The 13,138-nt window shown below is 65.1% G+C and carries 8 protein-coding genes; 7 read left to right on the plus strand and 1 reads right to left on the minus strand.

Features of this window, described 5'->3' with window-relative positions; translation table 11 throughout:
- Positions 1 to 27 precede the first annotated feature (27 nt).
- Positions 28 to 1,185, minus strand: coding sequence for an acyl-CoA dehydrogenase family protein (locus tag GOACH_RS06520; protein ID WP_005172373.1), 1,158 nt, complete (start codon positions 1,183 to 1,185; stop codon positions 28 to 30).
- A 197-nt stretch (positions 1,186 to 1,382) separates the two neighbouring features.
- Between GOACH_RS06520 and GOACH_RS06525 the strand changes: the two genes are divergently transcribed.
- From GOACH_RS06525 to GOACH_RS06555, 7 genes are all read left to right on the plus strand, one after another.
- A complete protein-coding gene (locus tag GOACH_RS06525; RefSeq protein WP_052003924.1) occupies positions 1,383 to 2,453 on the plus strand; it encodes an alpha/beta hydrolase in 1,071 nt (356 codons plus the stop codon).
- Between the two features lie 171 nt (positions 2,454 to 2,624).
- On the plus strand, positions 2,625 to 4,127 hold the full coding sequence (locus tag GOACH_RS06530) for an MFS transporter (protein WP_005172379.1): 1,503 nt from the start codon (positions 2,625 to 2,627) through the stop codon (positions 4,125 to 4,127).
- Positions 4,124 to 6,658, plus strand: coding sequence for a nitrite reductase large subunit NirB (gene nirB / locus GOACH_RS06535; RefSeq protein WP_005172381.1), 2,535 nt, complete (start codon positions 4,124 to 4,126; stop codon positions 6,656 to 6,658). Before GOACH_RS06530 ends, nirB begins: the two co-directional genes overlap by 4 nt.
- On the plus strand, positions 6,655 to 7,038 hold the full coding sequence (gene nirD, locus GOACH_RS06540) for a nitrite reductase small subunit NirD (protein ID WP_005172383.1): 384 nt from the start codon (positions 6,655 to 6,657) through the stop codon (positions 7,036 to 7,038). The genes nirB and nirD overlap by 4 nt, the downstream gene beginning before the upstream one ends.
- Complete coding sequence (locus GOACH_RS06545; protein WP_005172386.1) at positions 7,038 to 8,222, plus strand: uroporphyrinogen-III synthase; 1,185 nt, start codon at positions 7,038 to 7,040, stop codon at positions 8,220 to 8,222. The genes nirD and GOACH_RS06545 overlap by 1 nt, the downstream gene beginning before the upstream one ends.
- On the plus strand, positions 8,212 to 8,946 hold the full coding sequence (locus GOACH_RS06550) for a sirohydrochlorin chelatase (RefSeq protein ID WP_005172387.1): 735 nt from the start codon (positions 8,212 to 8,214) through the stop codon (positions 8,944 to 8,946). The genes GOACH_RS06545 and GOACH_RS06550 overlap by 11 nt, the downstream gene beginning before the upstream one ends.
- A 56-nt stretch (positions 8,947 to 9,002) precedes the next feature.
- Positions 9,003 to 13,112 (plus strand): bifunctional nitrate reductase/sulfite reductase flavoprotein subunit alpha, encoded by a 4,110-nt coding sequence (locus GOACH_RS06555; protein ID WP_005172391.1) that lies wholly within the window; start codon positions 9,003 to 9,005, stop codon positions 13,110 to 13,112.
- Positions 13,113 to 13,138 lie beyond the last annotated feature (26 nt).

The following is a 13,138-nucleotide window of genomic DNA, read 5'->3' on the forward strand; positions in this document are numbered from 1 at the left end:
TCACCTCCAGTGGTGTCGGGCGGGTGATCAGATGTCGAGTCCGCCGCGCTTCACCAACTGCTTGGCGATCACGTTCTGCTGAATCTCGTTGGTGCCTTCACCGACGATCATCAGTGGTGCGTCGCGGAAGTACCGCTCGACGTCGTACTCGGTGGAGTATCCGTACCCTCCGTGGATACGGACGGCGTCGAGTGCGATTTCCATCGCGGTCTCGGAGCAGAAGAGCTTGGCCATCCCTGCTTCCATGTCGGCGCGTTGTCCGGTGCCGACGCGATCGGCGGCGTCGAGCAACAGGCTGCGCGCTGCCGCGAGCTTGGTGCCCATCGTGGCGAGCATGTTGCCGACGGCCTGGTGCTTCCAGATCGGGACGCCGAAGCTCTCGCGGTCCTGTGCGTAGGCCAGCGCGTCGTCGAATGCTGCTCGTGCGACGCCGGTTGCGCGCGCAGCGACCTGGATACGACCGGTTTCGAGCCCCTTCATCATCTGGGCGAATCCCTTGCCCTCGACGCCGCCGAGCACCGCATCGGCTGGCACATGGGCGTCGACGAAGTTCAGTTCGCAACTCTCGACCCCCTTATAGCCGAGCTTGGGCAGGTCCTTGGACACCTCGAACCCGGGTACCTTCTCGACCAGCAGGATCGACACACCGGTGTGGGCGGGTTGCGCCTTGGGGTCGGTCTTGCACAGAAGTGCGACGAGATCGGATTTGCGCGCGTTGGAGATCCACGTCTTCGATCCGTTGATCACGTATTCGTCGCCCTCGCGCGTGGCGACGGTGCGCATCGCCTGTAGATCCGAACCGCCACCGGGCTCGGTCAGCGCCATCGTCGCGCGGAGTTCGCCCGTCGCCATGCGCGGGAGATACTTCTCCTTCTGCTCGTCGGTGCCGAATGCCAGGAGCAGTTTGGCGACGACGGTGTGGCCACCCATGGCACCGGCAAGACTCATCCAGCCGCGAGCGAGTTCTTCGGTGACGCGCGCATAGCAGGGCATCGACACCTGCGCGACACCGTAGGGCTCGGGAATTGCGAGTCCGTAGATGCCCATCTCCTTCATCTGCTCGATGAGGTCTTCGGGATAGGTGTTCGTGTGCTCCAACTCGCGCACGACCGGGCGGACCTGCTTGTCGACGAAGTCGCGAACGGTTTTGATGATGGCTTCTTCTTCGACGCTCAGTGTGGTCATGAGAACTCCTCTATGTGGTCTATGAAAAATAGTCTATAGAGTTTGCGGCGAGATGTCACCATCCTGACGCGGATCTGCCGGCCCCACTGCAAATCCCGTGGTCACAACTGTCTAACGGCCTCGCGCAGCATTTGGTGCTGTGCGTGAGGCGGCACTAGCATGTGAGGCTGTTGGTGTTTATGTGACTAAAGGGGCTGATGGTGCGACTTCGTCGAGTTCGGTGTGCGTCGGCTCTGACCGCGTTGGCGGCTGTGATCATCGGTTCCGCAACGACAAGCGGCGTCGCCGCGGCAGATCCGTCTCCGGTCGCACCCGCGTCGAACATCCAGACGGCCGTGCACGACTCGCCGCTGCAGACGACACTGATCGTCTACTCGGCCTCGATGAACAGGGCGATCCCGGTCACCGTGCTGCACCCGAAGGACACGAGCAAGCCGGTGCCGACCCTGTATCTGCTCAACGGTGCGGGCGGCGGCGAGGATTCGGCCACCTGGGCGGCCAAGACCTCCTATGCGCAGTTCTTCGCCGACAAGAACGTCAACGTGGTCACCCCGATCGGCGGTGCGTTCTCGTACTACACCGACTGGCAGCGTGATGACCCGGTCCTCGGCCGCAACAAGTGGCAGACGTTCCTCACCAAAGAACTACCCCCGCTGATCGACAAGGAATTCAAGACCACCGGCGCCAACGCGATCGCGGGAATCTCGATGGCGGGCACGTCCGTGCTCAATCTCGCGATCGCCGACCCCAAGCTCTACAAGGCTGTTGCGGCCTACAGCGGATGCGCTCGTACCAGTGATCCGCTTGGGCTGCAATACATCCGGATGGTCGTCGGCGACCGCGGGCGCGGCAACATCGTGAACATGTGGGGCGTCCCCGGCGGCCCCGGCTGGCGGGCCAACGATCCCTACCTCAATGCGGCCAAACTGCGCGGAACCAAGGTCTACATGACCAGCGGTACCGGGTTGCCCGGTCAGTACGACCGGCTCGATTCGCCGTTGATCGACGGCGACCCGGTCACCCTGGCCAATCAGGTCCTGCTCGGCGGGGTCATCGAGGCCGCGGTGAACAACTGCACCCAGCAGATGGCTGCGCGGATGACGCAACTCCACGTGCCCAACAAGGTCCTGACCCGCTCTGGCGGCACGCACTCCTGGGCCTACTGGGAGCAGGATCTGCACGACACCTGGCCGCTGATCGAGGCGGACCTGAACGCCAAGCCCGCGCCTGCAGCGAAGGCCGCGGCCAAGGCACCGGCGAAGAAGTAGCGGCGTCAGGACTTCTCACAGCCCGCTGCACCGCGGGGTGAGCAGACCGTGACGGAAGGGTCACGCAGAGAAAACTCCCTGCAATAGCGGTTTCCTACCGTGGTGGACACATCGGCTCGCGGCAATGCAGCGCGCGGCCGGCAGGCCCACCCTCAGGAAGCAGCGCCACCCATGAGCTATACCTACACCCGTAAACACCACATCTCCGGGTGGGACCCGGAAGACCGACAGGCGTGGGACGCAGGCGGCGCCCAGATCGCCAAGCGCAACCTGGTCTGGTCGATCATCTGCGAGCACATCGGGTTCTCGATCTGGTCGCTGTTCTCGGTGATGGTCCTGTTCATGTCGCCGAAGTACGGCATCAGCCTCGACCAGAAGTTCGCGATCACCGCGACGGCGACGTTCGTCGGTGCATGTCTGCGGATTCCCTATACCCAGGCGACGGCCAAGTTCGGCGGACGCAATTGGGCGATCTTCTCTTCGGTGGTGTTGCTCATCCCCACCGGGCTGGTGCTGATGTTGATGATGAATCCCGGCAGGTTCGGGTTCGGTTGGTTCCTCTTCGTGGCGGCGCTGACCGGCCTCGGCGGCGGAAACTTCGCGTCGTCGATGACCAACATCAACGCGTTTTTCCCGCACCGACTCAAGGGCTGGGCACTCGGGCTCAATGCGGGCGGCGGCAATCTCGGTGTCCCGGTCATCCAGTTGATCGGCCTCCTGGTGATCTGGCTCTCGTCGGACAATCCCGAAATCGTGTGCGCCATCTACCTCGTGGCTCTCGCGTTCGCCGCCATCGGTGCCGCGATCTTCATGGACAATCTCGACCACCAGACCGCGAGCTACCGTTCGATGGTCGATTGCCTGAAATATCGTGACACCTGGCTGATTTCACTGCTCTACATCGGCACGTTCGGCTCGTTCATCGGTTTCAGCTTCGCGTTCTCGCAGGTGCTGCAGATCAGCTTCAAGTCGTCGGGTGTCGGGAACGCCGCACTCGCCGCTGCCCAGATCGCGTGGATCGGACCGCTTCTCGGCTCCATCGCACGCCCCTACGGCGGCAAGCTCGCCGACCGCTTCGGCGGCGGCCGCATCACCTTCCTCTGCTTCCTCGCGATGATCGCGTCGTCGGCGGTACTGGTGATTTCCGGAATGGCCGCCGACGCCCACGCGCACCACAGGATCGGCACCGCACAGCTCGTCGGCTTCATCGTCGGGTTCATCCTGCTGTTCCTGATCTCGGGTATCGCCAACGGCTCGGTCTACAAGATCATCCCGACGGTCTTCGAGCACAAGGCTCGCAACCTCACCGGCCTGACCACCATGGGCCGCGTCATCTGGTCCCGCAAGATGTCCGGTGCTCTCATCGGCATCGCGGGTGCGGTCGGCGCGCTCGGCGGAGTCGGTATCAACCTCGTCCTGCGCTCGAGCTACAAGGCCAATCAGTCCGCAACAGCGGCATTCTGGGTGTTCCTCGGCTTCTACGTCGTCGCAGCGATCATCACGTGGTTCTTCTATGCGCGTAGCGAGATCGTCCTCGAAGAGCGCGAGACCACCGACATTCCCGTCGCCGATGGTTCGAGCACGCCTGCCGCTACGGACATCGATGCAGACACCGATCAGACCACCGACTCCGCGGAGCCGACCTCGGGTGCCGTTCAGGGGGCTGTGAAATGACCTCGACGAGCACGGATACCTGTGTCGTCGTCGGACACGGGATGGTCGGACACCGGTTCGTCCAGGAGCTGCGCGAGCGTGACACCGCGAATCGCTTCAAGGTGATCGTGCTCAGTGAGGAGCCGGTGGCCGCATATGACAGGGTGGGGCTGTCTGGCTACGTCGGCTCCTGGGATCCCACGTCGATGTCGTTGCCGGACAACACGTATGCCGGTGACGAGTTGGTCGAACTCCGACTCGGCGAATCGGCAACGGCGATCGACCGCGAGAACCGACGGATCACCACCTCGTCCGGTCACGAGATCGACTACGACGCAGTGGTGCTGGCCACCGGATCGTATCCGTTCGTGCCGCCGGTCGAGGGCAAGGACAATCCGAGAAGCTTCACCTACCGCACACTCGCCGACCTCGACGCGATCCGATCGACCGCAGAGGCGGCGCCTGCGGGTGCGCCCGGTGTGGTCGTCGGCGGGGGATTGCTCGGACTGGAAGCGGCCAACGCGCTCCGATTACTCGGAATGACGCCGCACGTCGTCGAATTCGCGCCGCGCCTCATGCCATTGCAGGTCGACGAGGGCGGCGGTGCGCTGCTGGCGTCGTTGGTCGGAAACCTCGGCCTGCACGTACACACGGGAGTGTCGACGACGGCGATCGCCGATGCCGACAACGACCTCCTGGCCGTCACACTGTCGGACGGCACCGTTCTCGACGCCGCTCTCGTGGTGTTCTCCGCGGGTGTCCGACCCCAGGACGCGCTGGGTCGGCAGGCCGGGCTCGACGTGGGCGAACGCGGTGGCATCATCACCGACACCGGTTGCCGTACAAGCGATCCGTCGATCTGGGCGATCGGCGAGGTTGCAGCTGTCGAGGGTCGTTGTTACGGCCTTGTGGCACCTGGTTACACGATGGCCGAGATAGCCGCGGACGGGATTCTCGGCCGATGCGACTCGCTGTTCCCTGGCGCAGACATGTCGACGAAGCTCAAACTACTCGGAGTCGACGTCGCCAGTTTCGGAGACGCGATGGGTGTCACCGAGAACGCCTTGGAGATCGTCTATTCCGATCCCGTTGCGGGAAGCTACAAGAAGCTCGTCCTCTCCGACGACGCCACCACGTTGTTGGGTGGCATCCTCGTCGGCGATGCCGATGCGTACGCGGTGCTCAAACCGATGGTGGGGCGCGAGATTCCAGGCGATCCGGCGTCATTGATCGCGCCGATGAGCGCAGAGGGAGCCGGCATCGGTCTGTCGGCGCTGCCCGACGATGCCGAGATCTGTTCGTGCAACGGCGTGTCCAAGGGCTCGATCTGCTCGGCGATAGCCGACGGCGCGTGCTCGGTCGCCGACATCAAGACCTGCACGTCCGCGGGCACGACGTGCGGCGGCTGTGTTCCGTCGATCACTCGCCTGCTCGCCGACTCCGGGGTGGAGCTGTCGACGGCCCTGTGCGCCCACTTCACCCAGTCGCGTGCCGAACTGTTCGCCATCGTCGCCGCCACCGGTATCCGGACGTTCTCCGAACTCATCGCGCGCTTCGGCACCGGTGGTGGATGTGAGATCTGCAAGCCGACCGTCGCCTCCATCCTGGCCTCGACATCGAGCGACCATATCCTCGACGGCGAGCAGGCGGGGTTGCAGGACACCAATGATCACTTCCTGGCCAATCTGCAGAAGAACGGGACGTACTCGGTCGTTCCCCGGATGCCGGGCGGCGAGGTCACCGCAGACCAGCTGATCACAATCGGTCAGATCGCCAAGGACTTCGGTCTCTACACCAAGGTGACCGGCGGCCAGCGCATCGACATGTTCGGAGCCCGGGTCGAGCAGCTACCGGAGATCTGGCGGAGACTCGTCGACGCCGGGATGGAATCCGGCCACGCCTATGGCAAGAGCCTGCGAACTGTGAAGAGCTGCGTCGGATCGAGTTGGTGTCGCTACGGTGTGCAGGACTCGGTGGCCATGGCTGTGCGGCTCGAACACCGCTATCGGGGGTTACGTTCACCACACAAGATCAAGCTCGGTGTCTCCGGATGCGCCCGCGAGTGCGCGGAAGCGCGCGGCAAGGACGTCGGAGTGATCGCAACCGAGCAGGGGTGGAACCTTTACGTCGGTGGTAATGGTGGCCAAAGTCCTACGCATGCAAAGCTTCTCGCGTCAGGACTCGACGATGAGACGCTGGTGCGTTATATCGACCGCTACCTCATGTTCTACATCAGGACTGCAGACCGGTTACAGCGCACCGCGCCGTGGCAGGAGAGCTTCGACGGAGGCCTCGATCGGTTGCGAGAGATCGTCTGTGACGACATCCTGGGTATCGCGGGTGACCTCGAGGACGCGGTCGCCCGGCACGTGGACGGCTACCGCGACGAATGGGCCGCCGTACTCGACGACGAGGACAAACTGCGCCGATTCGTGTCCTTCGTCAACGCGCCGGGCACGCCCGATCCGACCATCGCGTTCGACGACTCGACGGGTCGTAGGGTCCCGGTGCTCCTCGGCACGCCCACCAGATTCAAGGAGGCAGCATCATGACCGCGTTGGACGACGCACACGTGGAGACGCAGTTCGAGCCCTCGACCGACACCTGGATTCCGGTGTGTGCACTCGACGAGCTGATCGTCGGTCGCGGGGTTGCGGCTCTCGTCGGGTCCTCTCAGGTCGCAGTGTTCCGGCTGTCCGCCGGCGACGAGCCCGACCTGCGCGCCGTCGACAATATCGATCCGTTCGGCCGCGCGGCTGTGATGTCCCGCGGACTCGTCGGCGAGCGCAACAGTGTCCCGACACTGGCGTCGCCGCTGCTCAAGCAGGTCTTCTCCCTCGACACCGGAATCTGTCTCGACGACGAGACGCACGCTCTGCGGACCTATCCGGTCCGTGTGATCGACGGCGTGGTCGAGGTGTGCGGCCCCTGATGACCCAGCCCGACGCAGCCGCATCCCCCACGGCCAACCCGGACAAGACATTGACCGGCTTCACAATCGGCATCACCGCTGCGCGGCGCGCCGACGAGTTCGCGGCACTGCTGACCCGCCGTGGCGCCGACGTCGTCCATGCCCCGGCGATCCGCATCATCCCGCTCGTCGACGACGACGAGCTCGAGAAGGCGACCGAATCGATTCTCAGCACACCGCCCGACATCCTGGTCGCGACCACCGGGATCGGATTCCGCGGCTGGGTGGAGGCGGCAGACGGCTGGGGGCTCGCCGACCAACTCGTGGACACGCTGGCCGACGTTCGGCTACTGGCGCGCGGACCGAAGGCCAAGGGCGCGATCCGCGCTGCCGGATTGCGTGAACAGTGGTCGCCGCCGGGTGAATCGTCGAGCGAGTTGATCCGGGAACTGCTCGACGAGGGTGTTGCAGGTCTGCGCGTGGCTGTTCAGCTCCACGGCGCGACGACCAGCTGGGAACCGCTGCCCGACCTATGTGACGTGCTCCGTGAGGCAGGTGCCGATGTGGTGCCGGTACCGGTCTATCGATGGACTCCACCCGACGACACCGAACCCATGAGCAGGATGATCGACGCCGTCATCAATCGCGATCTTGACGCCATCACCTTCACCAGCGCACCGGCCGTGGCGTCGATGCTCGGTCAGGCGCACAGCACCGGAGCCCTCGAGCCGCTGTTGCACGCGATGCGTACCGCCGTGCCCGCGTTGTGCGTCGGAAACGTCACCGCGGGGCCGTTGCACGCGCTGCAGGTTCCGACGTTGCAGCCCAGCAGATTCCGCCTCGGCGCCCTGGTGCGGTTGATCGCCGACGAACTGCCCCGACGGTCGAGTGTGCTCCGCGTCGCGGGCCACGACCTGAGCCTACGGGCCTCTGGGGTGGTGGTCGACGGGTGCTACCGACAGGTGACGGGGGCGAGCATGGCGCTGTTGCGGGTGCTGCATCGCGTTCCGGGACAGGTCATTTCGCGCACAGCGATGCTCGACGAACTGCCCGGCGGTGGCACCGATACGCATGCCGTGGAGATGGCGATCACCAGATTGCGTTCGGCACTTGGTGATTCGAAGATGATCCAGACGGTGGTCAAGCGAGGTTATCGCCTGGCCGTCGACCTCGAGTACGACGAGAACGATTCCGATGAGACGTGACCGCACTGCCGCCGACCAGCCACAACCGATCCTGGTGGCACACGGGACCCGATCGGTGTCGGGAGTCGAGACGATCGGGCGCATTGCCGAGCTGGTGAGCGAGCGCATCGGAACCACGCGCGTGGCATTCGTCGACGTTCTCGGCCCGTCGCCGTCGGATCTGCTCGCACAGATTGCAGGCCCCGCCGTGGTGGTACCGGCCTTTCTCGCTGCCGGTTATCACGTACGCCACGACATCCCCACCCACATCGAGGCCAGCGGACATCGCGACGTACGGCTGTGCGAGAACATGGGGCCCGATCCGGTGCTGGCCGTCGTACTGCGTGATCGGCTGTGTGCGGCAGGGTGGCGTCCCGGAGACGCGGTGGTGATGGCCGCGGCCGGATCGTCGGATCGGCTCGCGTTGCGCGAGGTCGAGACCGCCGCGCGCTACCTGGCCGAGTTGATCGACGACGACGTGCCGGTCGGCTACATCGCCACCGCGACGCCGCGCGTGCCCGACGTCGTCGCCCGGGTACGTAGACGTCGTCGACGAGTCTTTATCGCGTCATACCTGTTGGCGCCCGGACTGTTTCACGCACGCTTGGCCGAGTGCGGCGTGCACGGCGTCGCCGCACCACTCGGCGCCGATCCGCGGATCGCCGATCTGATCGCCGCTCGTGTGACCGAAACGCTCGGAACTTCTTCCTCACGCTCGCGAGCGGCGCGTGTGAGAACCATGTGATCGTCTGGTAACGAGCAGTCACGGACCTCGAAACAATGCGGCCCGACCATGGAGTCATGGCCGAGACCACCACCGTCGACACGCTCTGCGCCTACTGCGGCGTCGGCTGCGGGATGGTGCTGCACGTGTCGGCGCCCGACGGCAACAGCCTCCCGCTGGTGACCAAGACCACCGGGCGCAAGGACCACCCGACGAACTTCGGCAGGTTGTGTACCAAGGGATCGACGACCTCGGACATGCTCGCCGCGCCGGGACGAATGGACAAGGCCTCGATGCGGACCTCCCGCGACGCCGACCGTGAGTCGGTGGGTATCGACCACGCCATCGGCTTCGCCGCTCGGCGGATGCGCGACATCGTCGACGAGCACGGTCCGGATTCGGTCGCGGTGTACGTGTCCGGCCAGATGTCGACCGAGGCACAGTACCTGTCGAACAAGTTCACCAAAGGTTTCCTGCGCAGCATCAACATCGAATCCAACTCCCGGCTGTGCATGGCCAGCGCCGGAACCGGGTACAAGCAGTCCCTCGGCGCCGACGGACCGCCCGGGTCGTACCAGGACTTCGACACCGCCGACCTGTTCCTGGTCATCGGCTCCAACATGGCCGACTGCCACCCGATCCTGTTCCTACGCATGATGGAACGGGTCAAGGCCGGCGCGAAACTGGTCGTCGTCGACCCCCGTCGCACCGCCACCGCAGCCAAGGCCGACCTCTACCTGCAGGTGGCTCCGGGCACCGATCTGGCGCTCCTGAACGGGCTGTTGCACCTGCTGATCGAATCCGATGCGCTTGATCATGACTTCATCGACGACTACACCGAGGGATTCGACGCCACCGCGGAACTCGTCGCCGAGTACACCCCCGCCAGTGTCAGTGAGATCACCGGCATCGCCGAAGACGACATCCGCACTCTCGCATCCTGGATCGGGGCCTCGACGGACTGGATGAGTTGCTGGACGATGGGCCTCAACCAGTCCGTACACGGGACCTGGCACACCAACGCGTTGATCAACCTGCACCTGGCAACTGGTGCGATCTGCCGCGTAGGGAGCGGACCATTCTCGCTCACCGGCCAACCCAACGCCATGGGTGGCCGCGAAATGGGTTACATGGGGCCGGGATTGCCGGGTCAGCGCGCGGTGATCTCGGAGGCCGACCGCGACTTCTGTGAGGACGCCTGGGGACTGCCGCGCGGATCGATTCGCTCCGAGGTCGGCGGCGGCACCATCGACATGTTCGATCGGATGGCCGACGGCACCATCAAGGCCTGCTGGATCATCTGCACCAATCCGGTTGCGAGCGTGGCCAACCGGTCGCGGGTGATCGAAGCGCTGCGCCGCTGCGAACTCGTCGTGGTCCAGGACGTCTTCGCCGAGAACGAGACCATGCGCTACGCCGACGTCGCCCTGCCCGCCACCCTGTGGACAGAATCCGACGGGGTCATGATCAACTCCGAACGCAACCTCACCCTTTTCGCGCCCGCGGTCTCGCCACCGGGCGATGCTCTGCCCGATTGGCAGCTGATCTGTCGTATCGCGACCGAGATGGGATACGGCGAGGGTTTCGCGTTCGAGACCGCAGAAGAGGTGTTCGAGGAGATCAAACAGTTCTGGAATCCGAAGACCGGCTGGGACATTCGCGGAGCCAGTTACGCCAGGTTACGCGATACGCCGCTGCAGTGGCCGTGTCCGCCCGGCGATGACGCCGACCGTCATCCGGTCCGCTACCTCAATGACGGCCACAGTCAGACCAAGGTGATCCGACCCGACGGCACCACACCCGACTTCGTGTTTCCCACGCCGAGCGGCCGCGCCGTCTTCCATGCGCGGCCATACCTGCCGCCCGCCGAGATGCCCGACGACGAGTTCCCGCTGATTCTCAACACCGGAAGACTTGCTCATCAGTGGCACACGATGACCAAGACCGGTCGGGTCGCCAAGCTCAACAAACTCAATCCGACACCCTTCGTCGAGATCAACCCCGAGGATGCCGCGGGATTCGGTGTGTCGGAGGGAGATTCGGTGCGCGTGCGATCGCGTCGTGGTGCGGCGGTCCTTCCCGCAGTGATCACCGACCGGGTCCGTGCGGGTAACTGCTTCGCGCCCTTCCACTGGAGTGACATGTTCGGCCCCGACGTCGCGATCAACGCGGTGACCAACGACGCCGTCGATCCCGCGTCGCTGCAACCGGAGTTCAAGGTGAGTGCGGTTGCGGTGGAGAAGGTGTCGGCATCGGTGCAGCAATCCCCGGCGGCACTTCCCTCGGGGAACGACCTCGCCTCCGCACTCGGCATCGCACCCGATGCGGCGCCACCGGTATTGTCCGAGGTCGAGCGCGCGTACGTGTCCGGGATGCTGGCGGGGGTGCGCAGTGCGGACGCGGCAGCGGGCGTCCCGGTCGTGCCGTCTCAGGCCCCGCTCTCCGAGGAACACCGGGCGTGGATCAACGGAGTGCTGGCGGGCGCCTTCTCGCGAGCCGCGCCCGACCAAACCGCGCCCCACGGGCAGACCGAGGCCGCAACCACGCCGAAGGTCGAGGTCCTGTGGGCATCCCAGACCGGCACTGTCGAGGACTACGCGCCGGTGGTGGCGCACTCGCTGTCGTCGAACGGGATCACGGCGGTGGCACGCACGCTCGACGACGCGGGCGTCGATGCGTTGGCCCAGGACGCGACGGTCCTGATCGTCACGTCGACGACCGGCGACGGCGACCCGCCCGACAACGCCGCGGCCTTCTGGGACGCGCTCAGCGGTGACGATGCGCCGCCGTTGCACGGCTTGCGCTATGGGCTGCTCGCCTTCGGCGATCCCAGCTACGACGAGTTCTGCGGATTCGGGAAGAAGCTCGACGCCCGACTCGTCGAGCTGGGCGCGACCCGACTGGTGGAGCGGGCCGACTGCGAACCGGATTTCGAGTCCACAGCACAGGGTTGGCTCGACGCGGTCGCCGAAGAGCTCGCGGCCGACGCAGTCTCATCCGCCAGTACGGAGACGGTGCCGGCCACGGTTGCCCCGCAGAACAAGACAGCCCCCGCCGACCGCGCGGTTGCTCCGTACGGCCGCAAGAATCCGCTGGTGACCTCACTCATCCGCAACACCCGGCTGAGCGGTCCCGGGTCGAGCAAGGATGTGCGCCGGTTCGGATTCGCACTCCCCGACGGCACCCTCAGCTACGAGGCGGGTGATGCGCTCGCCGTGCGCCCGCGCAACAGCCCCGCCTACGTCGACGAGTTCTTGAGACTCACCGGTCTCGACGGCGACCAGATCGTCACGGTCGGCGGAGAGGAGATGCTGCTTTACCGGGCGTTCTACGAGCGTCTCGATATCGCGAAGATCACCCCGGGGTTGCTGAGCTTCATCGCGCAGCGACATCCCTCCGATGACCTCACCGCGCTATTGCGCCCGGAGAACCGCGACACCCTCGACGACTGGATGTGGGGACGACTGTCGGCCGACCTGCTGGTGACACATCCGGTCGACGCGACAGTCGACGAATGGCTCGGCGTCCTCACCCCGCTCGCGCCCAGGCAGTACTCGATCTCGTCGAGTCCGCGCGAGAGCCCGAACGAGGTGCAGCTGACCGTGTCCGTGGTGCGACACAACGTGCACGGGGTCGCACGTCACGGCATCTGCTCGACATACCTCGCCGACCATGCAGACGGCGATCCCGTCGCGATCTGGGTGCAGCGTTCGGCGAATTTCAAGCCACCCACCGACCCCGAGGTCCCGATGATCATGGTCGGACCGGGTACCGGGATCGCGCCGTTTCGTGCCTTTCTGCATGAGCGCCGGGCGCTCGGGCACACTGGACGCAATTGGTTGTTCTTCGGCGAACAGCACTCAGCAACCGACTTCTACTACCGCGACGAGCTCGAAACCTTCCGCAGGGACGGACATCTGACCGATCTCGATCTCGCCTTCTCTCGCGACCAGGATCGCAAGATCTACGTCCAGGACCGCATGATCGAGAAGGGTGCGCAGTTGTGGCGCTGGCTCAACGAGGGTGCCTACTTCTACGTCTGCGGCGACAAGTCCCGCATGGCCCGCGACGTCGACGCTGCGCTCACCCGTATCGTCGCCGAGCACGGGAAACTCTCCGGCGCGAGTGCCGAGGCGTATGTGAAAGCACTTGCGGCAGAGAAACGGTATGTCCGAGACGTCTACTAGCACCACCGACAGAGAGGTCACCAGAG

The organism is Gordonia aichiensis NBRC 108223 (genome assembly GCF_000332975.1).
Lineage (GTDB): Bacteria > Actinomycetota > Actinomycetes > Mycobacteriales > Mycobacteriaceae > Gordonia > Gordonia aichiensis.